This is a genomic window from Streptococcus varani (assembly GCF_001375655.1).
GTDB classification, from domain to species: domain Bacteria; phylum Bacillota; class Bacilli; order Lactobacillales; family Streptococcaceae; genus Streptococcus; species Streptococcus varani.
The window spans coordinates 613,478-639,226 of record NZ_CTEN01000001.1 but is presented as its reverse complement, the minus strand read 5'-3'; the positions used below and the strand labels follow the sequence as shown (position 1 = coordinate 639,226).

Annotated in this window: 28 protein-coding genes and 1 pseudogene; 7 read left to right on the top strand and 22 right to left on the bottom strand. The window is 41.8% G+C overall.

Translation table 11 applies throughout. From position 1 onward, the window contains the following. Window positions 1-8: 8 nt before the first annotated feature. The 6 genes from BN1356_RS03220 (at window position 9) to serS (ending at window position 5,093) form a co-directional block, all read left to right on the top strand. Window positions 9-998, top strand: coding sequence for a PTS sugar transporter subunit IIB (locus BN1356_RS03220; RefSeq protein WP_093649971.1), 990 nt, complete (start codon window positions 9-11; stop codon window positions 996-998). 73 nt (window positions 999-1,071) lie between these two features. Beyond that, complete coding sequence (locus tag BN1356_RS12580) at window positions 1,072-1,209, top strand: hypothetical protein (RefSeq protein ID WP_176694207.1); 138 nt, start codon at window positions 1,072-1,074, stop codon at window positions 1,207-1,209. Window positions 1,210-1,257: 48 nt separating this feature from the next. Further along, window positions 1,258-2,067 (top strand): mannose/fructose/sorbose family PTS transporter subunit IIC, encoded by an 810-nt coding sequence (locus tag BN1356_RS03215; protein WP_093649970.1) that lies wholly within the window; start codon window positions 1,258-1,260, stop codon window positions 2,065-2,067. 14 nt (window positions 2,068-2,081) lie between these two features. Then, on the top strand, window positions 2,082-2,993 hold the full coding sequence (locus BN1356_RS03210) for a PTS system mannose/fructose/sorbose family transporter subunit IID (RefSeq protein WP_093649969.1): 912 nt from the start codon (window positions 2,082-2,084) through the stop codon (window positions 2,991-2,993). Window positions 2,994-3,069: 76 nt separating this feature from the next. Next, entirely contained in the window at window positions 3,070-3,432 is a 363-nt protein-coding gene (locus BN1356_RS03205) for a DUF956 family protein (protein ID WP_093649968.1), read from the top strand. A gap of 380 nt (window positions 3,433-3,812) precedes the next feature. Further along, entirely contained in the window at window positions 3,813-5,093 is a 1,281-nt protein-coding gene (serS, locus tag BN1356_RS03200) for a serine--tRNA ligase (RefSeq protein WP_093649967.1), read from the top strand. Window positions 5,094-5,341: 248 nt separating this feature from the next. Here the strand turns inward: serS and ldcB are convergent, their stop codons facing one another. From ldcB to BN1356_RS03125, 15 genes and pseudogenes are all read right to left on the bottom strand, one after another. Further along, a complete protein-coding gene (gene ldcB / locus BN1356_RS03195; protein WP_245620295.1) occupies window positions 5,342-6,124 on the bottom strand; it encodes an LD-carboxypeptidase LdcB/DacB in 783 nt (260 codons plus the stop codon). Between the two features lie 369 nt (window positions 6,125-6,493). Next, a complete protein-coding gene (locus tag BN1356_RS03190; protein WP_093649966.1) occupies window positions 6,494-7,264 on the bottom strand; it encodes an acetyl-CoA carboxylase carboxyl transferase subunit alpha in 771 nt (256 codons plus the stop codon). After that, entirely contained in the window at window positions 7,261-8,127 is an 867-nt protein-coding gene (gene accD, locus BN1356_RS03185) for an acetyl-CoA carboxylase, carboxyltransferase subunit beta (protein ID WP_093649965.1), read from the bottom strand. Before accD ends, BN1356_RS03190 begins: the two co-directional genes overlap by 4 nt. Window positions 8,128-8,138: 11 nt before the next feature. Then, window positions 8,139-9,506, bottom strand: coding sequence for an acetyl-CoA carboxylase biotin carboxylase subunit (locus tag BN1356_RS03180; protein WP_093649964.1), 1,368 nt, complete (start codon window positions 9,504-9,506; stop codon window positions 8,139-8,141). Between the two features lie 111 nt (window positions 9,507-9,617). Continuing rightward, on the bottom strand, window positions 9,618-10,040 hold the full coding sequence (fabZ, locus tag BN1356_RS03175; RefSeq protein WP_093649963.1) for a 3-hydroxyacyl-ACP dehydratase FabZ: 423 nt from the start codon (window positions 10,038-10,040) through the stop codon (window positions 9,618-9,620). Beyond that, window positions 10,037-10,507 carry an acetyl-CoA carboxylase biotin carboxyl carrier protein gene (accB, locus tag BN1356_RS03170; protein WP_093649962.1) on the bottom strand — a complete coding sequence of 157 codons (471 nt, stop codon included), beginning with the start codon at window positions 10,505-10,507 and terminating at the stop codon, window positions 10,037-10,039. The genes fabZ and accB overlap by 4 nt, the downstream gene beginning before the upstream one ends. Then, the gene (gene fabF / locus BN1356_RS03165; RefSeq protein ID WP_093649961.1) at window positions 10,507-11,739 is read right to left on the bottom strand and encodes a beta-ketoacyl-ACP synthase II; all 1,233 of its coding nucleotides are present in this window, start codon (window positions 11,737-11,739) and stop codon (window positions 10,507-10,509) included. The genes accB and fabF overlap by 1 nt, the downstream gene beginning before the upstream one ends. A gap of 58 nt (window positions 11,740-11,797) precedes the next feature. Then, window positions 11,798-12,532 carry a 3-oxoacyl-[acyl-carrier-protein] reductase gene (gene fabG / locus BN1356_RS03160; RefSeq protein ID WP_093649960.1) on the bottom strand — a complete coding sequence of 245 codons (735 nt, stop codon included), beginning with the start codon at window positions 12,530-12,532 and terminating at the stop codon, window positions 11,798-11,800. A gap of 19 nt (window positions 12,533-12,551) precedes the next feature. Beyond that, entirely contained in the window at window positions 12,552-13,472 is a 921-nt protein-coding gene (gene fabD / locus BN1356_RS03155; protein ID WP_093649959.1) for an ACP S-malonyltransferase, read from the bottom strand. 74 nt (window positions 13,473-13,546) lie between these two features. After that, window positions 13,547-14,527 carry an enoyl-[acyl-carrier-protein] reductase FabK gene (gene fabK, locus BN1356_RS03150; protein WP_281175819.1) on the bottom strand — a complete coding sequence of 327 codons (981 nt, stop codon included), beginning with the start codon at window positions 14,525-14,527 and terminating at the stop codon, window positions 13,547-13,549. 179 nt (window positions 14,528-14,706) lie between these two features. Continuing rightward, a complete protein-coding gene (locus tag BN1356_RS03145; RefSeq protein WP_093649957.1) occupies window positions 14,707-14,931 on the bottom strand; it encodes an acyl carrier protein in 225 nt (74 codons plus the stop codon). Between the two features lie 58 nt (window positions 14,932-14,989). Further along, window positions 14,990-15,967 carry a beta-ketoacyl-ACP synthase III gene (locus BN1356_RS03140; RefSeq protein WP_093649956.1) on the bottom strand — a complete coding sequence of 326 codons (978 nt, stop codon included), beginning with the start codon at window positions 15,965-15,967 and terminating at the stop codon, window positions 14,990-14,992. Next, window positions 15,964-16,398: a fatty acid biosynthesis transcriptional regulator FabT gene (gene fabT, locus BN1356_RS03135; protein ID WP_093649955.1), complete on the bottom strand. Its 435-nt coding sequence runs from the start codon at window positions 16,396-16,398 to the stop codon at window positions 15,964-15,966. Before fabT ends, BN1356_RS03140 begins: the two co-directional genes overlap by 4 nt. A 79-nt stretch (window positions 16,399-16,477) precedes the next feature. Further along, window positions 16,478-17,269, bottom strand: a pseudogene (locus tag BN1356_RS03130) (enoyl-CoA hydratase). Window positions 17,270-17,529: 260 nt separating this feature from the next. Then, a complete protein-coding gene (locus tag BN1356_RS03125; RefSeq protein ID WP_245620282.1) occupies window positions 17,530-18,171 on the bottom strand; it encodes an HAD family hydrolase in 642 nt (213 codons plus the stop codon). Window positions 18,172-18,363: 192 nt separating this feature from the next. Between BN1356_RS03125 and BN1356_RS03120 the strand changes: the two genes are divergently transcribed. Next, the gene (locus BN1356_RS03120) at window positions 18,364-19,716 is read left to right on the top strand and encodes an aspartate kinase (RefSeq protein ID WP_093649953.1); all 1,353 of its coding nucleotides are present in this window, start codon (window positions 18,364-18,366) and stop codon (window positions 19,714-19,716) included. 172 nt (window positions 19,717-19,888) lie between these two features. Here BN1356_RS03120 and BN1356_RS03115 read toward each other — a convergent pair whose 3' ends face one another. From BN1356_RS03115 to BN1356_RS03085, 7 genes are all read right to left on the bottom strand, one after another. Next, complete coding sequence (locus BN1356_RS03115) at window positions 19,889-20,890, bottom strand: tagatose 1,6-diphosphate aldolase (protein WP_093649952.1); 1,002 nt, start codon at window positions 20,888-20,890, stop codon at window positions 19,889-19,891. Between the two features lie 20 nt (window positions 20,891-20,910). Next, window positions 20,911-22,056: an N-acetylglucosamine-6-phosphate deacetylase gene (gene nagA / locus BN1356_RS03110; RefSeq protein WP_093649951.1), complete on the bottom strand. Its 1,146-nt coding sequence runs from the start codon at window positions 22,054-22,056 to the stop codon at window positions 20,911-20,913. Between the two features lie 194 nt (window positions 22,057-22,250). After that, window positions 22,251-23,516: a D-alanyl-lipoteichoic acid biosynthesis protein DltD gene (dltD, locus tag BN1356_RS03105; RefSeq protein WP_093649950.1), complete on the bottom strand. Its 1,266-nt coding sequence runs from the start codon at window positions 23,514-23,516 to the stop codon at window positions 22,251-22,253. Continuing rightward, window positions 23,509-23,748, bottom strand: a complete 240-nt coding sequence (gene dltC, locus BN1356_RS03100; RefSeq protein ID WP_093649949.1) for a D-alanine--poly(phosphoribitol) ligase subunit DltC — start codon at window positions 23,746-23,748, stop codon at window positions 23,509-23,511. Before dltC ends, dltD begins: the two co-directional genes overlap by 8 nt. A gap of 22 nt (window positions 23,749-23,770) precedes the next feature. Further along, window positions 23,771-25,012 carry a D-alanyl-lipoteichoic acid biosynthesis protein DltB gene (gene dltB / locus BN1356_RS03095; RefSeq protein ID WP_093649948.1) on the bottom strand — a complete coding sequence of 414 codons (1,242 nt, stop codon included), beginning with the start codon at window positions 25,010-25,012 and terminating at the stop codon, window positions 23,771-23,773. Then, window positions 25,012-25,554, bottom strand: a complete 543-nt coding sequence (locus BN1356_RS12960; protein ID WP_093649947.1) for an AMP-binding protein — start codon at window positions 25,552-25,554, stop codon at window positions 25,012-25,014. Before BN1356_RS12960 ends, dltB begins: the two co-directional genes overlap by 1 nt. A 10-nt stretch (window positions 25,555-25,564) precedes the next feature. Beyond that, window positions 25,565-25,705, bottom strand: coding sequence for a teichoic acid D-Ala incorporation-associated protein DltX (locus BN1356_RS03085; protein WP_093649946.1), 141 nt, complete (start codon window positions 25,703-25,705; stop codon window positions 25,565-25,567). Between the last annotated feature and the right edge of the window lie 44 nt (window positions 25,706-25,749).

The following is a 25,749-nucleotide window of genomic DNA, read 5'->3' as shown; positions in this document are numbered from 1 at the left end:
GTACAATAATGAGTATTGGAATCATTATTGCAAGTCATGGTGAGTTTGCAGCTGGCATTCATCAGTCTGGTTCTATGATTTTTGGCGAACAAGAGAAAGTTCAAGTCGTAACTTTCATGCCAAGCGAAGGACCAGATGATTTACATGCTAAGTTCATTTCTGCCATTGACGCATTCGATGCCGATGATGAAATCTTGGTTTTGGCTGATTTATGGAGTGGATCACCATTTAACCAAGCAAGCCGTGTTGCAGGAGAAAACCCTGATCGCAAGCTTGCTATCATCACAGGTCTCAATTTACCGATGTTGATTCAAGCCTATACAGAACGCATGATAAATGCGACTGCAGGTGTGGATCAAGTAGCGGCAAATATCATCAAAGAGTCTAAGGACGGAATCAAAGCCCTTCCTGAAGAACTCAATCCTATTGAGGTTGCTGCAGCCCCAGTTAAAGCTGCAAGACCACAAGGTGCTATTCCTGAGGGAACCGTTGTTGGAGATGGCAAGTTAAAAATCAATCTTGCTCGTATCGATACTCGCTTACTTCATGGACAAGTGGCAACCAACTGGACGCCAGCATCAAAAGCTGACCGTATCATTGTTGCTTCAGACGCTGTTGCCAAGGATGATTTGCGCAAAAACTTGATTAAACAAGCTGCACCAGGTGGGATCAATGCAAACGTTGTACCAATCAGCAAGTTGGTTGAAGCTGCAAAAGACCCTCGCTTTGGTAATACACATGCTTTAATCTTGTTTGAAACAGTTCAAGATGCCCTCCGTGCTATCGAAGGTGGTGTTGAAATCAAAGAATTGAACGTTGGTTCAATGGCTCACTCAACAGGTAAAACAATGGTTAACAATGTTTTGTCAATGGACAAAGAAGACGTTGCTACTTTTGAAAAACTGCGTGACATGGGCGTCAAATTCGATGTCCGCAAGGTACCTAATGATTCAAATAAAGATTTGTTTGCACTTATTAAAAAAGCGAATGTGAAGTAAACTGTGAGAATTTTAAAAACCGACAAAGAAACAGAAGAGCATCCAAGGATGTTCGCAAGTCGATCTTTTTCCGATGTTTTTAAATCAAACTCAAGTAGACACCACTTGTTCAAAAATCTATTTGGCCACAGGTGGTGAAACATTCCGTCGCCTGACTCAGTATTTTCCAAATCTGGGTCCCTTACTTATTTTAAAAATTAGTGGTGTCTGAGTTTCTTTCTCAGCCCATATAACACATCAATAGAAAAGGAATACAACTATGTCAGATATTTCAATTATTTCTGCGGTATTGGTTGTTGTCGTTGCCTTCTTAGCAGGTATGGAAGGTATCCTCGACCAATTTCAATTCCACCAACCAATCGTCGCATGTACTCTTATTGGTCTTGTAACCGGTAACTTGACTGCGGGTGTTGTCCTCGGTGGCACACTTCAACTTGTTGCCCTTGGTTGGGCAAACATCGGTGCTGCTGTTGCACCAGATGCTGCTCTTGCTTCTGTAGCTGCTGCTATCATCCTTATCAAGGGTGGTGATACATCTGCGCAAGCGATTAGCGTTGCTCAAGCCCTCGCAATTCCTCTTGCGGTTGCTGGTCTCTTCTTGACTATGATTGTTCGTACCATCTCAGTTGGTCTTGTACACGGAGCTGATGCTGCAGCTGAACGCGGTGACTTTAGCGCTCTTGAACGTTACCACCTCTTCGCACTCTCTTTACAAGGTTTGCGTATCGCCATCCCAGCAGCAGCTCTTCTTGCTATTCCAGCGGATGCTGTAAAAGCTGTTCTTGATTTGATGCCTGACTGGCTCCAAGGTGGTATGGCTGTCGGTGGTGGTATGGTTGTTGCCGTAGGTTTCGCTATGGTTATCAACATGATGGCTACTCGCGAAGTATGGCCATTCTTTGCCATCGGTTTTGCACTTGCAGCTGTGAGCCAATTGACTCTGATTGCCCTTGGTGCTATTGGTGTTGCCCTTGCCTTCATCTACCTCAACCTTTCTAAAAAAGGCGGTAACGGTGGTGGTTCTGTAGGTTCAGGCGACCCAATCGGTGACATCTTAGAAGACTACTAGAAAGGAGCCTACTCATGTCAGAAAAAATGCAATTATCATTAAACGACCGTAAAAAAGTTTGGTTCCGTTCTCAATTCCTTCAAGCTTCTTGGAACTACGAGCGGATGCAAAACCTTGGTTGGGCTTATACATTAGTACCAGCTATTAAGAAACTTTACACTAAAAAAGAAGACCAAGCTGCTGCACTTAAACGTCACATGGAATTCTTCAATACTCACCCATATGTTGCTGCTCCTATCGTCGGAGTTACCTTGGCTCTTGAAGAAGAAAAAGCAAATGGTGTTGACATTGATGACGCTGCTATCCAAGGGGTTAAAATCGGTATGATGGGACCTTTGGCCGGTATCGGTGATCCAGTCTTCTGGTTTACAGTTCGTCCTATCCTTGGTGCCCTCGGTGCTTCTCTAGCTATCGGCGGAAATATCCTCGGCCCACTTCTCTTCTTCTTTGGTTGGAATGCAATCCGTATGGCCTTCCTCTGGTATACTCAAGAATTTGGTTACAAATCTGGTAAAGAAATCACTAAAGATATGTCTGGTGGTATCTTGAAAGATATTACTAAAGGTGCTTCAATCCTTGGTATGTTCATCCTTGCTGTCCTTGCACAACGTTGGGTTTCTATCGGCTTTAACTTCAATGTTTCTACTGTACCGCTTGCACCAGGCGCTTACATCGAATGGGATAAACTTCCTGCCGGTGGCGAAGGTATCCGTCAAGCCTTTGAACAAGTCGGAGCTGGACTGTCACAAACTCCTGAGAAAGTAACTACTTTCCAACAAAACTTAGATGGTCTTATCCCTGGCTTCATGCACTTACTTCTTGTATTCCTTTGCATGTGGTTGCTCAAGAAAAAAGTTTCTCCAATCACAATCATCATCGGATTATTTGCTGTAGGTATCATTGCTCGCTTGATTGGTATCATGTAATAGATAAAGAGTTTCCTTAGGGGAACTCTTTTGAATAGGATATAATATGATGTGAGAAAGAGAAAAGTGAGAGATTATGGCACAATCATTAAACAAATCTGTTGATTTTCAAACAACAGGTGTTTCCTATATAGGAATCGGTGGTAAGGTTGGGAAATTTTTGGTGGGTGATGTTGCCATCGAATTTTATCCTGATACTAATATAGAACAGTTTATTCAAATCCCATGGACGTCTATCCAACATATCGGTGCTAATGTCAGTCAAAATAAGGTTAGTCGTCATTTTGAAATCAATACGGATCAAGGAAAGTTCCTCTTTGCTTCTAAAGATACAGGTAAAATACTGAAAATAGCTCGAAATTATATCAGCAATGAGAAAATTATCAAATTACCTACCTTAGTTCAAACTATTGTTAGCAAATTTACAGGTAAAAAATAAAAAAGAAAAGGTAGTTCCCTCAATGGGCAACAGCCTTTTTTTACTTGTAATTGTATATTAAAAACAGTCACTCCTAACTCTCTCAAAAGCTAAAAAAAGCTAGCCTTAGATTAGAAAAAGGAACTATTTACTCTAAAAAAACAAATATTTATTTTACATTCTTATCATTTTTATGTATAATAACTGTAACGGATAAGTAAGAAATCAGTTTCTTCCAGAAAGTCTGCGGTTGTTGTGAGCAGATAGAAGCCATTTTTGAAATTCTACCGTGATAATCAATTGGATAAATATTAAGTGCACAGGATGTGAAGCTGGATGGAACCGCGCGTAAGCGCTCCAGCATTAACATACCCGTGTTTTTTTATGAGAAAGGAAAGACTATGTTAGATTTAAAACGTATTCGTACAGATTTTAACCTGGTAGCTGAAAAATTGGCCAACCGTGGTGTACCAGCTGGAACGTTGACAGAACTAAAAGACTTGGACGCAAAACGCCGTGTACTCTTGGTCCAAACCGAAGAACTAAAAGCTGAGCGCAACACCGTCTCTGCTGAAATCGCCCAAGCAAAACGCAACAAAGAAAACGCAGATGATAAGATTGCAGCTATGCAAGCTCTCTCTGCAAAAGTCAAAGAGATTGATGCAGAATTGGCCACCATCGATGAGCAAGTCACTGCTATTATCACGGTCCTTCCAAATACTCCTCACGATTCTGTACCAGTTGGTGCTGATGAGGAAGAAAACATTGAAGTGCGTCGTTGGGGCACTCCACGTAAATTTGACTTTGATATCAAAGCCCACTGGGACCTTGGTGAAGACCTTGGCATCCTAGACTGGGAACGTGGTGCCAAAGTAACAGGTGCCCGCTTCCTTTTCTACAAAAACTTAGGAGCTCGCTTAGAACGTGCGCTTTACAACTTCATGTTGGATGAACATATCGCAGAAGGTTACCAAGAAGTCATTACCCCATATATGGTCAACCATGATTCTATGTTTGGTACTGGCCAATATCCAAAATTCAAGGAAGACACCTTTGAACTAGCAGATAGCAACTTTGTCCTTATCCCAACGGCTGAAGTGCCATTGACCAACTACTACCGCGATGAAATTCTAGATGGCAAAGATTTGCCTATTAACTTCACTGCTATGAGCCCATCTTTCCGTTCTGAAGCTGGTTCTGCTGGTCGTGATACCCGTGGTCTCATTCGCCTTCACCAATTCCATAAGGTTGAGATGGTCAAATTTGCCAAACCAGAACATTCTTATGAAGAACTAGAAAAAATGACTGCAAACGCAGAAAATATTCTGCAAAAATTAGGACTCACATACCGCGTCTTAGCCCTCTGTACAGGAGATATGGGTTTCTCTGCTGCTAAGACTTATGACTTGGAAGTTTGGATCCCAGCTCAAAATGCCTACCGTGAGATTTCTTCCTGTTCAAATACAGAAGACTTCCAGGCTCGCCGTGCTCAAATCCGCTACCGTGACGAGGCAGACGGCAAGGTCAAACTCCTTCATACCCTCAACGGTTCTGGACTTGCTGTCGGACGGACTGTTGCTGCTATCCTTGAAAATTACCAAAACGAAGACGGTTCTGTCACTATTCCAAAAGTTCTTCGTCCATATATGGGTGGAGCTGATATCATTTCTGCTAATAAATAAAAAAATTGAGTTGGAAATCTTTCCAGCTCATTTTTTTTGAAGAACTTAATGATAGAATCACCAACCAACTGCAACTGATAAAGAGTCTTCTATCCTTATAGGCTTTGAAAACCAACATTAGATATTATGAAAACTACTCTACCACTAAGTATATTGTGTCGCTTCTCCTCATCTATTTCTGAGTTCCTATGGAAATACAAACAAGAAAAACTGAGTTTCTTTCTAATTGAAACGCTATTTTTCATTTTCTATTGGTAATCCCCACCAGAGATACCAAAATATTCTTCCAGGGTCAAACCTGATTGGTAGATATCACCTGCTTCTTGACCAATATAGCGGACATGCCAGGTTTCTGCCATATAACCGGTAACCGACTCCTTACCGGTTATATAGCGAACGATGAAACCATATTGATGAGCGTTCTCTTCTAACCATTTGACAGCACTTGCTTCTTGCAGGAGATTCCCCGCTGAGTCCATCAAATCGAAAGCTAGACCAGTCTGATGTTCGCTATAACCAGGCCTTGCAGAATAGCGGTCCGCATTGGCTTGACCATCCCTAGCTGCATAGTTATTGTAAAGACTTGCTTGTGTATCATAACTTCTAAAACCACTATAGTGATTACTGATATCAAATCCGCTAGTTTGCATAGCAGAACGGAGCTGGAAAAAGGCTGCTTGTGCTACCGCATTCTCTCCTGGAGCATAGCTGGAAGCCAACGGATGCTTTTTATTGACAATGATGACTTCTCCATACTTACCTTGTACACTGTAGTAGCTACCATTAAAGTGGACTTCCTTTGCTCTACTCGGGTCATTAGAATTTTCAGCTGTGACTTCCTCGCTAGATCCACTAACTGATTCAGTCGTGGATATTTCTAATTCACTAGTAGCAGTTTCGCTACTAGTAGCCTTTTCCACCTTATTATCCTTCTCTAGTGCGACATTGCTTTCTTTCTTTTGTCCACAAGAAGCTAGAGAAAGAAAAGAAAAGCACACCAACAATACCATAGATGTTTTTTTCAAAATAATACCTCTTTAAATATTAATCCTGACTTGAATTATACAAAAATCATCACCTATACTATCTAGATAATGTTATGTAATAGATTGAAATAGGAACAAGATAATTTGCGATTCCTTTTAAAGAGAATTAGACGGACGATCACAATGAAGACAAGGAGTTTATAAAAACTTAAAATATCATTTTTTCAAACTCTTCCAATCTCAATATACAATAACATATGATTTTTTAAACTTTTACCTAATTTCCATCAGTATATACCTGTACTTCTATTCCGTCAAGAGTTAAGCTATTTAGGAAATTAAAATAGGCTGGTTGATTCAAGAAAACTTTAAAGAATTCAAAAAAACCTGAAACATTGCTGCTTCAAGCTTCTTCTAGTACTTTCTAAATCGTTTGTAGCGGTTTTCAAGCATTTCCTCTACTGGTAAGGCTTGTAGCAGATTGACTTCGTGAAGCAATTCCAATTTGATTTGTCCCATCAACTCTGCTGCAAAATAGCCTCTCTCCGGTATGACCTTATCTACCACCCCCATCTTAAGCAACTCAAATGAAGTAATTTTCATGAGTTCCGCCGCTTCCATGGCTCGACTACCATCTTTCCAAAGAATAGATGCAAAGCCTTCTGGACTGAGGACCGCATAGATGGAATTTTCCAACATCCAGACCTTGTCCGCAACAGCTAGAGCCAAGGCTCCTCCTGAACCACCCTCACCGATGATGATGGCAATAATTGGGACCTTTAAATCACTCATTTCCATGAGATTGCGGGCAATAGCTTCTCCTTGACCGCGTTCCTCCGCACCTAAACCTGGATAAGCACCTGCTGTATTGATAAAAGTGATAACAGGGCGACCAAACTTTTCGGCTTGTTTCATAAGCCGTAGAGCTTTGCGATAGCCTTCTGGATGAGGCTGACCAAAGTTGCGCTTGAGGTTGTCCTGTAAGTTTTTCCCTTTTTGAATCCCGATAACCGTCACTGCCTGATTGCCCAGACGACCGATACCACCAACGATGGCACCATCATCACGGAAATTCCGATCACCATGTAACTCAATAAAATCCTCACAGATTCCATGGGCAAAATCAAGAGCGGTCACACGAGCCTGGTCACGAGCCTTTTTAATCATACTTGCAATTTCGCTCATAAGTCACCTCCATGTAATGCTACTAGTTTTCCAATCGTCTCACGAAGATCTTGTCGTTTCACAATTTGATCTACAAACCCATGTTCCAAGAGAAATTCTGCTTTTTGAAAATCAGCTGGTAGGGTTTCACGAACGGTACTCTCTATCACACGACGTCCTGCAAATCCAATCAGAGTTTGCGGCTCTGCCAGGATGATATCTCCTTCCATGGCAAAGGAAGCCGTAACCCCTCCTGTTGTTGGATCTGTCAAGACCGTTAGATAAAAGAGACCCGCCTTTGAATGGCGCTGTACAGCAGCAGAAATCTTAGCCATCTGCATCAGGCTCATAATGCCTTCTTGCATCCGAGCGCCACCAGAAGCCGTAAAAAGAACTACAGGCAATTCTTTTTCTCTTGCTAACTCAAAAAGTCTTGTGATTTTCTCACCAACAACTGTTCCCATAGAAGCCATAATAAAATTAGCATCCATGATGCCGAGTGCAACTTTCTGACCACAGATACGAGCTAAGCCCGTGACCACGGCTTCATCCAAGCCGGTTTTTTCTCTTGTTTCTGCCAGTTTTTTCACATAACCCGGAAAGTTAAGCGGATCAGCCGTTTCAATGCCGGTAAACAGCTCCTCAAAAGAATCTTGGTCTACTACTATGGCTAAGCGCTCTTTAGCAGAAATCCGAAAATTATAGGAACAATGTGGGCAGGTTTTTTCCAAGCCCAAATCCTTCTGATAAATGGTTTTTTTACATCCTGGACACTTGTCAAAGAGCTCATCTGGCACCTCAGGCTTTGTTTGAGTTGCCGTTTGAACCGTTGACCGATTGGGATTGATACGGATGTACTTATCCTTTCTCGAAAACAAAGCCATACAATTTTCTCCTAGTTATTCTCTTGATAGTTAGGAAGAAACTCTTCCATCAAATAGGCAGTATCATAATCGCCAGCGACCACGCGCTGATCAGAAATCAACTCCCATTGGAAATCAACGTTGGTGCTAACCCCTTCAATTTCTAATTCATAAAGTGCACGCTGCATCTTCATAAGAGCTTCAAATCGATTTTCCCCATGGACGATGACTTTGGCAATCATGGAATCATAGTAGGGTGGAATGCTATAACCTGGATACATGGCTGAATCGACACGGATCCCCACACCCCCACTTGGCAAGAAGAGACTCTTAATCTTGCCTGGGCTTGGGGCAAAGTTGAAGGCTGGATTTTCTGCATTGATCCGGCACTCGATAGCATGTCCCTTGATTTCAATGTCGTCCTGGTTTTTTTCCAAAACTTGACCTGCTGCGATACGAATTTGCTCTTTAACAATATCCACTCCAGTGACGAATTCTGTGACAGGATGCTCCACCTGTACACGCGTATTCATCTCCATGAAGTAGAATTCGCCCTTAGCTTCATCCAAGAGAAATTCAATGGTCCCAGCATTCTCATAACCAACAGATTCCGCAGCACGCACAGCTGCCTGACCGATTTTATTACGGAGAGTCTTTCCAATAGCAATAGATGGCGCTTCTTCCAGAACCTTCTGGTTGTTTCGCTGCAAGGAACAATCACGTTCTCCCAAGTGGATGACATGACCATGCTGATCTGCCAAAATTTGCACTTCAATGTGGCGGGCTGGATAAACCACCCGCTCCATATACATAGCGCCATTCCCAAAGGCTGCTTGGGCTTCAGATGAGGCATTTTCAAAGGCAGTGACCAAATCCTCTGCTCGCTCCACCTTCCGAATCCCTTTACCGCCACCACCAGCTGATGCCTTAAGCATAACGGGATAGCCGATTCCTTCAGCGATAGCTAGGGCATCCTCAGCAGTATAGACTTCGCCGTCAGATCCCGGAATAACAGGAACTTGGGCCCGAATCATCTCTGCACGCGCATTGATTTTGTCACCCATGGTATCCATGACCTTGGCAGAAGGTCCGATAAACTTGATCCCCACTTCTTCACAGAGAGTCGCAAATTTTGAGTTTTCACTCAGGAAACCAAAGCCAGGATGAATGGCTTGGGCACCTGTTACAATGGCTGCTGAAATGATGTTGTTCATATTGAGGTACGATTCGGTCGAGCGTGCTGGTCCGATGCAAATCGCCTCATCCGCCAATATGGTATGAAGGGCATCTCGATCTGCCTCTGAATAGACAGCGACTGTCGCAATCCCCAACTCACGCGCTGCACGGATAATCCGCACCGCAATCTCGCCACGATTGGCAATCAATAGTTTTTCAAACAATGAGTTTTCACTCCTTTATGTAGTGATTTTAGTCAAAGAAAATCAAAGAACAGCGGAAACAAAGCGTTGGAAGCTCTCTTGTTTTCCATGTTTTGATTCTCACAGCGTAAATTAGCTCCCGATAGCGAAGGTCAAAGTCCCACTTGCCGCTAATTTACCGTCCACTTCTGCCTTGGCTTCCACCACGGCGATCGTTCCGCGGCGTTTGACAAACTTTGCCGTCATGATCAACTGATCTCCTGGAACTACTTGCTTCTTAAATTTAACCTTGTCCATTCCCGCGTAAAAAACAAGTTTTCCCTTGTTTTCAGGCTTGGACAACTCCAAGACACCAGCCGTTTGCGCAAGAGCTTCCATAATCAGAACGCCTGGCATGACTGGATATTCTGGGAAATGACCATTGAAAAATGGCTCATTGATGCTTACATTTTTAATCGCTGTAATCTCATCTTCTGAAACTTCCAAGACACGGTCCACCAAGAGCATGGGGTAGCGGTGTGGAAGGGCGTCACGAATTGCTTGTATATCCATCATTTGATCCGCACCAATCCTTGTCCAAATTCGACCACATCCTCATTGGCAACCAAGATTTCTGTTACCATGCCATCATGTGGTGCTGGAATTTCATTCATGACCTTCATGGCTTCAATAATCATGAGCGTTTGGCCTTTTTTCACACTGTCGCCAACCGAAACAAAAGCTGACTTATCAGGACCAGGTGATAGGTAGGCAACGCCAACCAAGGGACTAGCCACTTCTTCTCCTTCAGCTTGTCCTGTTGCCTGCGCTGCAACTGGCGCTACTTCCTCAGCAGCTGCAACTGCAATGGTAGGTGTAGCAGAAACTGCTGGTGCTGCTACTGATGCCGATTCAATTGTTGCAAGGGCAGATGATTCATTTTTACTGAAAACAAGGTCTTCAGACCCATTTTTATAAGAAAATTCACGAAGACTTGAGGCATCAAATTGAGACATCAAGTCCTTAATTGCTGTTACTTCCATTAGTCCTCCCATCGTTTAAAGGCTACAACTGAATTATGGCCACCAAAACCAAATGTATTAGAGATGGCATGTTTGATCTCTAAGTCACGACCTTGGCCATAGATGACATCTGCTTCAATATAGTCTGATAGTTCTTTCGTTCCTGCCGTCATCGGTGCATAAGAATGGTTCATGGCTTCAATAACAGCAATGGCTTCAATCGCACCAGCTGCACCAAGCAAGTGTCCTGTAAAGGACTTAGTGGATGAAACCGGAGTATCTTTACCAAAGACCGATACGATAGCTTGACTTTCCCCTTTTTCATTGGCTGGTGTAGAGGTCCCATGAGCATTGATATAGTCAATATCTGCTGGTTCCAAACCTGCTTCACCGATTGCCAATTTCATAGCCTTGATGGCTCCCAAACCTTCCGGATGTGGTGAAGTCATATGGTGGGCATCACAGGTATTTCCATAACCGACGATTTCAGCCAAGATAGTCGCACCACGTTTTTGTGCATGCTCCAAACTTTCCAAAACAAGGAGACCTGCGCCCTCTCCCATGACAAAACCATTCCGGTCCTTGTCAAATGGAATGGAGGCACGTTCTGGATCTTCACTTGTTGAAAGAGCAGTCAGAGCTTGGAAGCCACCGATAGCAAATGGTGTAATGGCAGCTTCAGAACCACCCGCCAAGATCACATCTTGGTAGCCGAACTTGATTTCACGGTAAGCATCACCAAGTGCATCGTTTGAAGAAGCACAGGCTGTGATGACACACTTACAGATACCATTGGCCCCAACCGCCATAGCGATGTTGCCTGCAGCCATGTTTGGCAGAGCTTTTGGAAGAGCCATCGGACGGATCCGTTTTGGTCCTTTTTCATTCATGCGTTCCACTTGTTCTTCAATTTCCTTAATGCCACCGATACCGGTTGATAAAATAACACCAAAGCGATCATGATCAAGCTTTTCAGTATCCAAATTCGCATTGGCTACTGCCTCTCGGGCAGCATAGAGGGCATAGAGGGAATACGGATCATAACGATTATTATCCTTTTTGACAAAATATTTATCAAATGGAAATTCCTTGATTTCAGCCGCAATGTGAACATTGTAGTCACTGGTATCAAATTTGGTCAACGGACCGATACCAATCTTGCCATTCTTTAAACTATCCCAAAATGCTTCAGGAGTATTTCCGATAGGGGATGTTAGGCCGTAACCCGTTACAACTACACGATTAAGATTCATTAGATTTTTCCTTTGCTTTATTTATGAAGCCTGATATTTATTTGATTTGTTAATCAAATTACACCATCGAAATGCCACCATCAATAGCCAATACTTGGCCGGTCATATATTCTTGCTGGGCTAAAAATGTGGCAGCTGTCGCGATTTCGTCTGCTTGACCAAAACGTTTCATAGGAATCTGAGCCGTCATGCTATCCTTAATTTTGTCCGATAGTACAGCTGTCATATCGGAATCGATAAAGCCTGGTGCGATGACATTGACGCGAACGTTACGGGCTGCCACTTCACGAGCTATGGATTTAGAAAAACCAATCACTCCAGCCTTGGAAGCCGCATAGTTTGCTTGGCCAGCATTTCCGATTAGTCCAACTACGCTAGATACATTGATAATAGCGCCTGCACGCGCCTTGGTCATCGGTTTCAAAACAGCCTGCGTCATATTGAAAGTCCCCGTCAGATTGATTTTCAAAACAGCTTCGAAGTCTGCCTCTGACATCCGCATGGCCATACCATCTTTGGTGATTCCTGCGTTGTTGACAAGGATATCAACAGAGCCAAGACTAGCAATCGCTTCCTCGACCATGCGTTTGGCATCTGCATTGTCCGATACATCTCCTGACATACCGATAACTTTCACCCCGTAGTCCGCAAATTGAGCCAAGAGTTCCTCGGAAATAGCAGAACGACCATTGAGAACAATATTAGCACCAAGACTAGCGAACTTATGTGCAATAGCCAAGCCAATTCCTCGTGTTGAACCGGTTACAAATACATTTTTAGTTGAAATTTCCATTTTTTCTCCCTACTAATCATCAGTTATTTATCAATTCTTGTAGACTCGTTTCATCTTCTACATGAGCCACTGCAATTGCCTTGTCAATCTTCTTTACAAAACCACTGAGGACTTTCCCAGGGCCAATTTCAATCACTTTTGTCAAACCAAGTTCTTTCATGGTCTCGATGGATTCATAGAAACGAACGGGCTCCATCACCTGTCGAGCTAATAGCGATTTGATCTGTGACTGTTCCATAACCTTGGCTTCAGTATTGCCCACCAATGGAATCGTAAAATCTCTAAATGAAATAGTTTCCAACTCAGCTGCTAATTGTTCAACAGCTGGTTTCAGCAAAGCTGTGTGGAAAGGACCCGAGACATTCAGTGGAATCAGGCGCTTGGCACCCGCAAGTTTCAGGTTTTCGACTGCTGCATCCACTGCATCTACATCACCACCAATGACGATCTGGGCTGGCGTATTGTAGTTGGCCGGACGGACATAGCCTTTGACAGAAGCTGTTTCACAGGCTTCCTCAATAACAGCTACATCTGTGTTCATGACTGCTACCATCTTACCTGTTCCAGCTGGAGCAGCGGTTTCCATAAACTGACCACGCTTTGCGATCAGAGCGACGGCATCTTCAAAGTCCAGGCTTCCAGCAGCTACAAGAGCTGAATATTCTCCAAGAGATAAACCAGCCACTAGGTCAGGTTTGATTCCTTTTTCTAGCAACAGTCGATAGATAGCCACCGAAGTCGTTAAAATCGCCGGTTGGGTATAGCGCGTTTGATTGAGCTTTTCTTCATCTTGATCGATCAGTTCCCGTAAATCATACCCTAAAATACGGCTGGCTGTATCAAAGGTCTCTTTGACAATTGGATACCTGTCATACAAATCACCTGCCATGCCCAATTTTTGAGCACCTTGGCCAGCAAATAAGAATGCGGTTTTGGTCATTCTACGATTCCTCCTAACAAATAAAACAGGGTGTTTAGGCGCAAAGAAAATCTATTGTTGATTTCCAAGGAGCATTATTCAGGAACATCTGCCCAGCGCAGTGCCTCTTGACGAATGACGTTGGCAGCGCCGTAATAAATATCTTTCAAAATATCTTCACAGCTTTCTTCCTTGCTGACTAGACCAGCAATTTGACCTGCCATGACAGACCCATTGACCACATCACCATCAACAACAGCATTTTTCAGAGCACCAGCTCCTAATTCTTCAATTTCTTCAGCAGTTTTTTTACCTGCTAAAAAGTCTTTTTCCGCTTGACTATAAGCCGTTGATAATTTGTTTTTAAGAGCACGTACTGGGTGTCCTACAACAGATGCAGAGACTACTGAGTCGATGTCTTTGGCTTTCAAGATTCTCTCTTTAAACGCAGGGTGGGCGTTTGATTCCGTTGCAACAACAAAACGCGTCCCTACTTGAACCGCTTCGGCTCCCAACATGAAAACAGCTGCTGCACCTCGACCGTCTGCGACACCACCTGCCCCGATAACGGGAATAGTGACAGCATCGACAACTTGACGGACTAGCGTCATGGTCGTTAATTTACCAATATGACCACCTGCTTCCATCCCTTCAGCGATGACAGCATCGACACCTAGTTTTTCCATCCGTTTCGCAAGGGCTACTGAAGGCACCACAGGGATAACGGTAATTCCAGCAGCATGGAGCCTTTCCATGTACTTACCAGGATTTCCGGCACCCGTTGTCACCACCTTGACCCCTTCTTCGATAACCAAATCCACGATATCATCTGCAAAAGGAGATAGGAGCATGATATTGACACCAAACGGTTTGTCCGTGATAGCTTTCACCCTGTCAATATTGGCTTTCACGACTTCTTTCGGAGCATTTCCACCACCGATGATCCCCAGACCACCTGCATTTGAAACCGCACCAGCCAAATCCCCATCGGCAACCCAGGCCATCCCACCTTGGAAGATAGGGTACTTAATGTTTAAAAGTTCAGTAATAGATGTTTTCATAATAACCTTCTTTATTTTATTGCTTAAGTAATCATTCGAGTGATGACTACAAACAATTACCTAAACAAGAAGAGACCGAAAACTATTTTTTCTTAGCGTCTCTTCTTTGCATATATAAAATAATTTGATGTTTCGATGTTTAGAATATCAAAGTATTTATTCAAGAAAAATGCTAGATAACTAGCATTCGAATCTTAGTTGGTTTCTTTTTCTACGTAGGCAACCAAGTCAGCGACTGTTGTCATACCTTCTTCAGAATCGATTTGAATATCGAATTCATCTTCGATTTCAGAAATGACTTGGAAGAGATCCAATGAATCTGCATCTAAATCTTCGAAAGTCGTTGTCAATTGTACTTCTTCCGTTTCCTTGCCAAGTTCTTCTACGATAATTGCTTGTACTTTTTCAAATACTGCCATGTTGATTCTCCTTTTGATTTTTAAAAATTTTTAATAACTGCCTAGGGCAGATGATTAACTAAAGTTTAATGATGAGAGAGCCCCAGGTGAGTCCCCCTCCAAATCCGCTCATGATAACTGTCTGACTACCATCCAACTTGATTTTCCCCTGCTCTACACATTCAGAAAGCAAGATTGGAATCGAAGCTGCACTGGTATTTCCATAATCCATCATATTAGCAGGAAATTTCTCGATGGTGACTCCCAACTTCCGAGCCATCTTATCCAGAATCCGGTAATTGGCCTGATGCATGAGGAAATAATCGATCTCATCCGATGCTAGATGGTTATCTGCCATCAGTTTTCCGATGCTTTTGGTCACATCTCGAACTGCAAATTCAAAAATAGCACGCCCATCCATTTTCAGATAGGGCTCGTCATCTTGATTAGCTGAGAATGGCGAATGCAAACCTATGCGACCTGAGGTCAAACTTTGTCCACGAGAGCCATCCGAATGCAGGCTCTCAGCTAGAAAATGCCGTTCTTGGCTGCTTTCTATCAGAACTCCTCCAGCCCCATCTCCGAAGAGGACAGCTGTTGAGCGATCTGCCCAGTCAACCGTTTTGGATAAAACTTCCGCCCCAATGACCATTCCTTTTTGATAGGTCCCCGATGCAATGAGTTTTTCAGCTGTTGCAAGAGCAAAGACAAAACCAGAACAAGCTGCCGATAAATCAAAAGCAAAAGCCTTATTGGCACCAATAGCCGCTTGGACGCGAGTTGCCGTTGAAGGCATACTCGAATCTGGAGTAATGGTCGCCACAATGATGAAATCAATCTCATGGGCTGTGACTTGGCTTTTTTCCAGCAAATCTTGCGCAACTCTTGCAGCTAAATCACTGGTTTCTTGATTGTGAGCGATATGGCGCTTGCGAATACCTGTCCGCGATGCAATCCACTCATCACTGGTTTCCATAATCTTTGCTAAATCGTCGTTAGGAATGATTTGTTCTGGAGCATAATGAGCAACCTGGCTAATTTTAGCATAGGATGTCATTTCAAATCCTCCAAGAAATGATAAAGATTTAAGAGACCTTTTTTCATGACTTGAAATTCCGTCTCATCCATACCCTCGGTAATTTGACGGACCATAGCCCGGTGAAACCGCTGGTGCAGGCGATAGATCAAGCGACCTTTTTTTGTCAAATAGAGGTGGACAACACGACGATCCTTGGTAGAGCGAACGCGCTCGATATAACCTTTTCTCTCAAGGTTATTTAAACTAGTCGTTACTGTACCCAGAGTGACCATTAAGGTCCTAGCAACATCTGTTGGCGTAGCGTCCTTATTATCTCCAACTACATCGATAGTGTGCATCTCCTTAATGGAAACATCACTAAACTGACTGCTGCGAAGACTAGCCTCCTCAATAATCAAGACATTGTTAAAGATCGCGGTCAGATACTCATTGATTTTACGATCGTCCATTTTTATCCCTCCATCTTATTTGACTTTCAAAGTATACAACAGATTAGTTTGAAAGTCAAATATTTCTATTGAACAATCATTACTTCCCTTTAAAAACCGGACGACGTCTTTCTGAGTGAGCGATGACTCCTTCTTTAAAATCCTCTTTAAAAGCCAATTCTCTTTGTAAATCCAATTCTAACTTGGCATAGTCCTGCCAATTCTCAAATTCACTCTTCCAAACCAATTGTTTAATAGCAGAGTAAGAATTGATGGAGCCTCGCAAGAGTTTTTTACACAGTTGCGCCACTGTTTTTTCCAGTTTTTCTGATTCAACCACTTTATAAACAATACCATAGTCATGAGCCTTTTGTGCTGGTAAAGCTTCTCCTGTCATGGTTAACTGGCTAGCCCGACTGACACCGATGGAGCGAGATAAGAGGAAAATCCCTCCAGCATCTGGGGCCAAACCTACTCCTACAAAAGCTTGGATAAATTTTGTTTTTTCTGATGAAATGACAAAATCCGCAGCGACAGCCATATTTGCTGCCGCACCAGCAACAGCTCCATCCGTTACCATAATAACGACTTTCGACAGTTGCTTTAAGGAAAAGGATATGGTATTGACCAACTCAGCAATGCGAACGAGTGAAAGAATATCATCCTCATCCACTGCTCGTTTCATTTCAACCAAGTCACCACCAACTGAGAAGATAGCGCCTTCTGCCAAAATTTGAAGGATGACAACTGCATCATTTTCTTTTGTTAGTTAAATAGCCGATAAAATCTCCTCACACATGGGAATGTTAAAGCCATTGGAAACTTCCGGACGTCGCAAAGTTAGACGAGCAATTTGACCATCCACTTGATAGCCAATTGTTGAAAACTGCATAGGACACTCCTTTTAATTTGATTATAAAATAAAACCACTTCTTCATTCTAGCATATCTTCATCAATAACTTTCACGAAAAAATTGGAAAACCTGTGACATCCGACAATTTCGTTTCTAAAAGCGGTTAAAATATGAGAATTTCTCTAATACTCTTTGAATATCCAAACTATACTTTCTTAAAACCTTTGCCTACCACTCGGTCTGTTTGCCTTACTTTTCCTCATATATTTTAAGTTTCTTTGATTATAGATCTTAATTTTTACTTTAGTTTCTCTCGTAATTCTCCTACGTTTTTTATTCTCTGACTAGCTTGACTCTGGTCCACTCCCCACTTCTTATCTTCAATAGCCCAAACTGTCAAACCGGCTGCGACACCCGCCGCAATCCCTAACTGGCTATCCTCAATGACTAAGGTTTCAGACTTAAGATTTCCTAAGGCTTGACAGGCTTTTTCGTAGACAGCTGGATGGGGTTTACAAGCCTCACAGTCTGTTGCTGAGAACACCCTATCAAAATAGGACAGTAAACCTGATTCCGTCAATGCTCTCTTTACCTCATCTAGATCTGTATTAGAGGCTACTGCTAGAGAGAAACCTGCTTCTTTTAAGAAGGGAATAACCTCTTTTGCTTCCTCAAAAACACAGTCTCCATAAGGAGTTGGATGGAGGGATTTAAAGTCAGCATAGTCTGCCTCCAACTTTGGGATATCCCATTTACCCATATCATCTCCAAGAATGAGAGACCAGATTTGACTGGATCTAGCTCCCACAAAGACCAGAGGATTCAAATGTTCTAAGCTTATTCCTTTACTCTTAAGAAATGCAAACCTTCTTTGATAGTAATAATCCTCCGTTTCAAAGAGAACTCCATCCATGTCAAAAATAATTGATTTGTAAGCCACCATTGCCTCCTAGTCTGTACAGAAAAAATTTTTCTTAGCTTCTTTCCTTATATATGTCTCATCATTTTAGCACTATTCCATCAGATATGCTCCTAAAAACCAACAATTGGTTGAATTTTCTAAATTTTACTGACATCTAAGCTACAATTTGCTATAATGCTAGAAAAGGAATTGAAAATCCAAGGAGATTTTATGAAAGTTATCAAATTTGGCGGTAGTTCACTCGCCTCCGCCACTCAACTAAAGAAAGTTTTTAAGATTGTTCAGTCTGATCCAGAACGCCGCTTCGTGGTAGTATCTGCTCCAGGTAAACGCAATGCTGAAGACACAAAAGTAACCGATGCTCTGATCAAATACTATAAGGAATACACTTCTGGACAGGATGTTTCTGCTAGCCAAGATTGGATTATCAATCGTTACCAAGATATGGCAGATGAACTTGGCTTTGATGCGAAGTCTATTGCAAAAATTGCTAAAAGCATTCGAGAGCTAGCTAGCCTGCCAATTGAAGACAATGATTTTCTTTATGATGCCTTTCTGGCAGCTGGTGAAGACAACAATGCCAAACTAATTGCAGAATATTTCACACATCAAGGCTTATCTGCCCGCTATATCCACCCTAAGAAAGCTGGTATTTTTGTATCGGCTGAACCAGGCAATGCCCGCATTCTTTCATCTAGCTATGACCGCATTGAAGAGCTCCGCAATTCAGATGAAGTGCTGGTTATTCCAGGTTTCTTTGGCGTAACAGAAGATAATCAGATTTGCACTTTCTCTCGTGGTGGTTCAGATATTACTGGATCCATTATCGCAGCTGGTGTTAAAGCAGACCTTTATGAAAACTTTACTGATGTAGATGGTATCTTCGCTGCCCATCCTGGTATCATTCACAATCCTCATTCTATCAAGGAACTGACCTATCGAGAAATGCGAGAATTAGCCTATGCTGGTTTTTCTGTCTTGCATGATGAAGCTCTGCTTCCTGCATACCGTGGTCGTATTCCCTTAGTCATTAAAAACACCAACAATCCTGACCATCCTGGCACACGGATTGTTCTCAAACATACTGGTGAAACCTGTCCTGTTGTAGGAATTGCAGCTGATGATGATTTTGTCAGCATCAATACGTCTAAGTACCTAATGAACCGAGAGGTCGGTTTCGGTCGTAAGTTACTCCAAGTTCTGGAAGATTTGAATATCCGTTGGGAACACATGCCTACTGGTATCGATGACTTGTCCTTGGTTCTCCGTAGTCGTGAATTGACTCCTATTAAAGAGGAAGAAATTCTGCGTCAACTTAATCATAGTCTGGAAGTGGACAAAGCAGAAATCGAGCACGATTTGTCTATTATCATGATTGTCGGCGAAAATATGAAAAACCATGTTGGTGTTGCTGCAACCGCAACCGCTGCTCTATCTGAACGCAATATCAACTTGGCTATGATTTCCCAAGGGGCTTCTGAAGTTTCTGTCATATTTGTTGTCAAAACGGAGCAGCGAAACCAAGCTCTTCAAGCTCTCTACGACGCATTTTTCCGTAATTAATCTTTAAAACCCCGCTTATCTCAATCAGATAAACGGGGTTTCTTTACGGGATCAGAAGAATCAATCCACTTATACTTTTTGAAAATCCAAATGATAGAGTTTGATCTTCCTAGATAGACTGTCCCTCTATCATTCTAGTTTTTCCTATTTGATATTTGACTTTACTAAACTATTACTTGATTTGAACTTTATCAGTCCAGGGACTAGCTGTTGAAGATAGGACTGTATTCAAATCTTCCATATTTTTACGACCTTTGTCTCCCAACCAAGCTTTAGCAGCTTCTTGTCCTTGAGATGCAAAGATTGCCACTGCATCCTTCCAAGTCGCACGACCACAAAGGACACCGTTAAAGGTTGAACCAGCTTCCTTGGCAACTACCAGCGTTTCTTGGAAAAGACTAGCGGAAACACCCGCACTCAGAAAGATAAATGGTAAATGAGTCGCCTCTGCTTGTTCCTTGAAGTAGCCTTTTGCTTCTTCCAAGCTATAAACTGGTTCCTCATCGGTATAACCTTCTACAAAATTCATATTGACTGGAACTTCTACCTTCAAGACATCTGCCTTATAGCAAGGTTTGCTAAACTCCCGCATAGCACCAGTTACCTTATGGGGTTTCAAAGCAGCATATTCACGGGAGGTGACATCCATGTCACTCGCGTCGTAGGTTAGGATTTCTACAAAATAGGGAATTTCTTCTGCTTGACATTCACTACCAATCCGTTCAATCCAAGCATGCTTAATATCGTTAATCTCAGCTCTATCATCTACATCATAATAGAGCAAAATTTTAACGGCATCTGCCCCTAAGTCCTTGATCCGTTTAACAGACCAGTTATCAAGCAAATCCGGAAGGCGGCCAGGTGTTGATGCATCGTATCCCGTTTTTTCATAGCCAGCAATAAAACCACAAGTTCCTGCTCGCAATTTAGAAGCAGGGACACCATATTCACAGTCCAAAAGAATGGAGCTGGCATAAGGGGTCAAATCACTTGAAATCACTTTTTTGAAATCAACGAGAATTTCATCTCCAAATTCACCCCCACCAGCTGCTGCAGCCAGTAAACGCTTGAGGGCTCCACGCTGATCAATAGCCAATGCGGCAATAATTTGTTGACCATCTGACAAGCGAGTCATATGGTCGAATTTTTCCTGCGAAATCAAAGATTTTTTCATTCTTTCCTCCTAGGAAGTTTTTATCCAAATCGTTTTTGGCCATCTAGATAGGTGGCTTTTAAATGTCCTTGATCATCTACAAGGATAAAATCTGCAGCCCGTCCTTGAGCTATAGAACCACAGACATGGTCAATATTGACAGAATTGGCAGGTGCTAGAGAAGCCATCCGTAAAGCATCTGGTAAAGCAACCAACCCCCAAGCCACGACATTCTGCACCGCCTCAATCAACTCAAGAATTGATCCTGCCAAACTTCCTGACTCTTTCAATCGAGCGGTACCATCTTTTACAACAACTTCAAATTCACCTAAGCGAGAAAGGCCTTCGCCCATACCACCCGCTCGCATACAATCCGTAATGAGAACCGTTTCTTGAGGACCTCTGGCCTTAACAACAATCTCAGCTGCAACTGGATGAACATGGTGGCCATCACAAATCATCTCAGCATAGACATCTTTCAAGTCTAAGGCAGCTCCAACCATACCTGGTTCTCGGTGATGCAGGCCACTCATGCCATTGTATACATGGACGAAGATGTTAGCACCAACATCTACAGCATCTTTTGCTTGCTGAAAAGTTGCATCACTATGAGCTAATGCAGTATGAATCTTCTTACTCTTAGCAAATTCGATGAATTCTTTCACACCATCTCGTTCTGGAGCAATAGCAATTTTATTGACCAAGCCAGCGGATAAACTATGCCACTTGTCTAGTTTGGCAATGGATGGATCACTCATATACTTGGGATTTTGAGCCCCTTTATATTTTTCTGTAAAGAATGGTCCTTCTAGGAAAATCCCACGAATCTTAGCCCCACTTTCCTGACCGGCATGTTTCCCGATGGTTTCACAGACAGCATCCAGATTTTCAGTCGAATCTGTTAAAGTTGTAGGTAACCAAGAGGTCACTCCACAGGATAAAAGTCCTTCGGACATGGTCTTGATTCCTTCAAAATCATTATCCATGACATCATGTGAAGCATAACCATGGATATGAGTATCAACTAAGCCTGGTGCCAAGTGATAGTCAGAGTAATCAATAATCTCTCCATCTGGCTTTTCGAAATGAATGGAACCAAATCTCCCGTCTTCCTTGATTTCCAGATAGGCCTTTTCAACTTCTTTCTCATCTAAAATGATTGATTTTGCGTGAATATAAACCGACATAGTTCTCCTCTCTGATGTCAATATATTATCCTTATAGACTGGTTATAACCAATTCTTTCTTACTATTGTAATCCTCTTTTCCTGACATGTCAAGCATTTTTACAGACTTTAGGAAAAGATAGAAAAAAACCGATTGCTCGGCTTTCTAATTTTTTCATCACGAACATTTAAAACTAAAGAACAATAAGTCGTTTTTATTGAAATTGTTGATTGTCTCCTGTGTAATCTGCCCAATCTTGACTCAAAAAACGATCATTGATTCTATAATTTGGTTTTTGATAAACCTGTGTCAAAAATGGATTGACCGCCTTATCAAGAGCTAGCCAACCTCGCCATCCAATATGAATGGTATCTTCCATAAAGTAAGGTGTGTCACCTTCTTTTGAAAAGTCGGCAATATTTGTAAATCCTTGACTCATTAGTTGATATTTGATTTTTTCAACTGTTTCTTGATACATTTCTTGGTTGAGACCTGTATAATCAGCCCACTTTTTATTAACAGGTGGGATGACAAAAATAACTTCTGTTTTTTGCTTTGCAAATTCACTCAAAACCAACTGAAAATCATTGTATTCTATAGACTTGCGATAGTCATCTTTTGATTGAAATCCTTTTAACTTTTTCAGTCTGCCATCAAGATAAGAGTTAAAAAAGTCATTGGCAATTGCAAACTCATTATTATTTGTCATTTTGCTAGCCTCTTTACTTGCTAGTTGATCGAGAGCTTCATAGGAAAATTTCTTAGGTAATTTCTTTGCTTTGGGTTTCACCAAATCTTGATAAGCACCGTCCTTAGGAAGAAAATAGCTATAGAGAGACTCTTGGTGTTTGCTAAATGTCTCAATAGCATCTAACTGTGCCTTGTTGAGATCAGACAAAGGGTACTCGTTGGCAACTTTAACAACTAGGTTTTCCAAAGAAATGCCTGCATTGACTTGTAGCAAGCGTTCGGCGGCAACTTGTTCAGATTTACTTTTTCCCCCTAGCTTTAAAAACTCTGTCAGCTGTGTTAGAGAGAAAAACTCTTGAAAAGCGTCTTGAGTCGCCCCTTGCTCATCAAACCATTGGGGAGAAACAAAATAGACCGCTTTTTTCTCATGAAGTTGATTTGAAATTTGCTGCATTCCAAAATAATGGACCAAAGATTGGGAACCTCGTTCTCCTAGTAAGAGTGGGCGATAGGGCCGATCATAAGCCTCTGCTAAAACCGAGGGATGAAAACTATCCATCCGTTTCCATTCACTAGAACCGAAAAAAGGGATAAAATTTCTCTTGGAATCGGACAAAATGGCCCGTTTCAGCACACCATTTTTAAAATGTAAAGGTGTTAAAGCGACAGCATTTTCCCTAGCTCTAGTATAGCTCTCTTTGGTTCGAATTGGAAATGTGAGAACAAAAGAAATGACAAGAGGAATAGCAATCATGAGCGGTCCGAAAATAGTCCAAAGCCGTTTAAACATGACGCAGCTCCTCAACACCATCGATTATTTTATTGACTGTATTCCAATCATCACGACCAAATTCAGAAATAGGAACCTTAATATCAAATGCATTTTCCAATTCAACAATCAAGAGGACTGTTCCCATACTATCTAGAATACCTGCATCAAAGAGATCCTCATCCATCATGTCAGAAACATCTTCCATAAATAGTTCATCAATTAATTCAATCACTTTTGTTTTTACATCCATTTTATTATTTCCAATCTATTGTTTAAAACCAAAGCTTATCCAAGAATCCCGAGAAGATCAAAAAGGAAAGCATCACTGTATTAAAGGTTAGAAAAATACCCAAACTCCTGGTCCAAATAGTATCTGGCAAGGGAGCTTGACCAGCTTTTTTTCGATTTTTATTGATTTCTTTTTTCTTACGTAACCAAGCATCATTGATGACAAGCGCCGTACCATGAAAGAGACCATAGGCAATATAATACCAGGTAAGGCCATGCCATAAGCCCATTAAGAGCATATTAAGGAGATAGGCTACCGCAGAAGTCATATTGCGATTTTTAAATACTTTTTTACGGGTCAAAACCATGACCAGTCGCATAAAGACATAGTCTCGGAACCAGAAAGACAAACTCATATGCCATCGGTTCCAAAATTCCTTCAAATCTCTTGAGAGAAAGGGCTTATCAAAATTGGAAGGACTTTTAATCCCCATAAAATAGGAGATAGCTACGGCAAACATGCTATAACCAGCAAAATCAAAAAAGAGATTGAGCCCATAAACATACATGACTCCAACTGTCGCTAGATTGAAGAATCCACCTTCTTGAAGAGCTTGTGCTTTCAGAGGAGGCAAAAGGACGGAGCCTAAATAATAAGAGAGAATAAATTTATAGAGAGCGCCGAGCATGAGGAACCAAATGGCCTTTTCAAGCATATTCATCAGCTCTTCTCGCTCAGGGATCGTTCGATAGTCCTCCTCAAACCGCCGGAAGCGATCAATGGGGCCACTAGAAAAAGTAGGCATAAAGACTAGAAAACGTAGAAAACTCCAGAGAGAAAAGTCCTTTAAGGTACCATCTCTTATTTCCATCACCATTCCGACAGTCTTAAAGGTCAAATAGGAAATTCCTAAAAATCCAAAGAGAGAATGATTATGGTCCGAAATCGCCGGCATGACCTTGACACTTGCAAGAGGGACAATTAACAAGAAAACATGAAGATAGAATACCCAAGCCTTGTTTGCCCGCTTACGATAGAATTTGTAAGAGTAGACTCCTAAAATTTGCCAAAGCAGATAATAAGCAAGTCCTGATACTTGTTTTAAATTAGGACCGATGAACATCAAAGCTAAAAATAAGAGACTGACTAACCATTCATACATTGGAAATCGTTTTTTGTAAAAGAGTCCAATAAAAATTGGTAATAAAAGCGGAATCAAGTATATGAAGTATTTAGGGGTTCCATAAGGTTCTACATTGGGCAAATATTGTAATACGTTCATCATCAGCTATTAACCTCATTGATTAGGCTTTTCATATCATTTTTCCCATTGGAAGTTTTTGGTAAATCATCTCGATAAATAAATTTTGATGGTATCATATAAGGCATCTTGATGGTCAAAAGAGATGTTTTGATAGCCTTTGTCATGTCGATGTCACGATCATTTCGCTCCCTCACGCCGTCCTTTAAAATAAGAAGGGCCAAGAGATTTTGCACCTTATGATCCTTTGCTACAATTAATTCTGGTTGAGCAACTTCTAATATCCCCTTAATACGCTCATGAGAGGAATGGCTATCAATTGGAATAGAGGCATGACCTGACTTGGTCATCCCGACAAAACTAGCCAACATATGGTAATCTTGTCCGCCGAAAATGACTAGTGGAAACTTCTCGGATAAGTCCTGCTCACCCAAATAAGCCGCCAGTCTATCTGAATCCTCTTTGAGTTGCTGATAGGTCTCCTGAGATTCTAAAATATCATAGACAGGATAGTCTGGCTGACTCTTTGCAAAACCTTCAATAGCTTGAATCGTGTCTCTAATCATTATTATTTCCTTAAAATTCATTGTAAATAAAACCACCTTGACCATGACCAGCAAAGCCAAAGAAATAAAGTAGTACAAGTAAAATTACAAAATACAGTAAGGTCTGAAAAATAAATTTATAAATTCCCCAGTATTTGCTTTGTTTTAGCATAAGAAACAAACCCTTTCAGTAAAATAATCTTATTTTATAAAGAA

What these genes read in the sequence shown, in the direction of transcription:
- fabT (WP_093649955.1), bottom strand. Translation starts at nt 16,398, where the DNA reads ATGGACGATCGTAAAATCAATGAGTATCTGACCGCGATCTTTAACAAT.
- fabD (WP_093649959.1), bottom strand. Translation starts at nt 13,472, where the DNA reads ATGACCAAAACCGCATTCTTATTTGCTGGCCAAGGTGCTCAAAAATTG.
- BN1356_RS03190 (WP_093649966.1), bottom strand. Translation starts at nt 7,264, where the DNA reads ATGAGCGAAATTGCAAGTATGATTAAAAAGGCTCGTGACCAGGCTCGT.
- BN1356_RS03140 (WP_093649956.1), bottom strand. Translation starts at nt 15,967, where the DNA reads ATGACATCCTATGCTAAAATTAGCCAGGTTGCTCATTATGCTCCAGAA.
- BN1356_RS03085 (WP_093649946.1), bottom strand. Translation starts at nt 25,705, where the DNA reads ATGCTAAAACAAAGCAAATACTGGGGAATTTATAAATTTATTTTTCAG.
- BN1356_RS03215 (WP_093649970.1), top strand. Translation starts at nt 1,258, where the DNA reads ATGTCAGATATTTCAATTATTTCTGCGGTATTGGTTGTTGTCGTTGCC.
- accB (WP_093649962.1), bottom strand. Translation starts at nt 10,507, where the DNA reads ATGGAAGTAACAGCAATTAAGGACTTGATGTCTCAATTTGATGCCTCA.
- BN1356_RS12580 (WP_176694207.1), top strand. Translation starts at nt 1,072, where the DNA reads ATGTTTTTAAATCAAACTCAAGTAGACACCACTTGTTCAAAAATCTAT.
- BN1356_RS03145 (WP_093649957.1), bottom strand. Translation starts at nt 14,931, where the DNA reads ATGGCAGTATTTGAAAAAGTACAAGCAATTATCGTAGAAGAACTTGGC.
- fabF (WP_093649961.1), bottom strand. Translation starts at nt 11,739, where the DNA reads ATGAATCTTAATCGTGTAGTTGTAACGGGTTACGGCCTAACATCCCCT.
- BN1356_RS03220 (WP_093649971.1), top strand. Translation starts at nt 9, where the DNA reads ATGAGTATTGGAATCATTATTGCAAGTCATGGTGAGTTTGCAGCTGGC.
- dltB (WP_093649948.1), bottom strand. Translation starts at nt 25,012, where the DNA reads ATGATGAACGTATTACAATATTTGCCCAATGTAGAACCTTATGGAACC.
- nagA (WP_093649951.1), bottom strand. Translation starts at nt 22,056, where the DNA reads ATGTCGGTTTATATTCACGCAAAATCAATCATTTTAGATGAGAAAGAA.
- serS (WP_093649967.1), top strand. Translation starts at nt 3,813, where the DNA reads ATGTTAGATTTAAAACGTATTCGTACAGATTTTAACCTGGTAGCTGAA.
- BN1356_RS03210 (WP_093649969.1), top strand. Translation starts at nt 2,082, where the DNA reads ATGTCAGAAAAAATGCAATTATCATTAAACGACCGTAAAAAAGTTTGG.
- fabG (WP_093649960.1), bottom strand. Translation starts at nt 12,532, where the DNA reads ATGGAAATTTCAACTAAAAATGTATTTGTAACCGGTTCAACACGAGGA.
- BN1356_RS03205 (WP_093649968.1), top strand. Translation starts at nt 3,070, where the DNA reads ATGGCACAATCATTAAACAAATCTGTTGATTTTCAAACAACAGGTGTT.
- fabZ (WP_093649963.1), bottom strand. Translation starts at nt 10,040, where the DNA reads ATGATGGATATACAAGCAATTCGTGACGCCCTTCCACACCGCTACCCC.
- BN1356_RS03115 (WP_093649952.1), bottom strand. Translation starts at nt 20,890, where the DNA reads ATGAAAAAATCTTTGATTTCGCAGGAAAAATTCGACCATATGACTCGC.
- accD (WP_093649965.1), bottom strand. Translation starts at nt 8,127, where the DNA reads ATGGCTTTGTTTTCGAGAAAGGATAAGTACATCCGTATCAATCCCAAT.
- dltC (WP_093649949.1), bottom strand. Translation starts at nt 23,748, where the DNA reads ATGGATGTAAAAACAAAAGTGATTGAATTAATTGATGAACTATTTATG.
- dltD (WP_093649950.1), bottom strand. Translation starts at nt 23,516, where the DNA reads ATGTTTAAACGGCTTTGGACTATTTTCGGACCGCTCATGATTGCTATT.
- BN1356_RS12960 (WP_093649947.1), bottom strand. Translation starts at nt 25,554, where the DNA reads ATGATTAGAGACACGATTCAAGCTATTGAAGGTTTTGCAAAGAGTCAG.
- BN1356_RS03120 (WP_093649953.1), top strand. Translation starts at nt 18,364, where the DNA reads ATGAAAGTTATCAAATTTGGCGGTAGTTCACTCGCCTCCGCCACTCAA.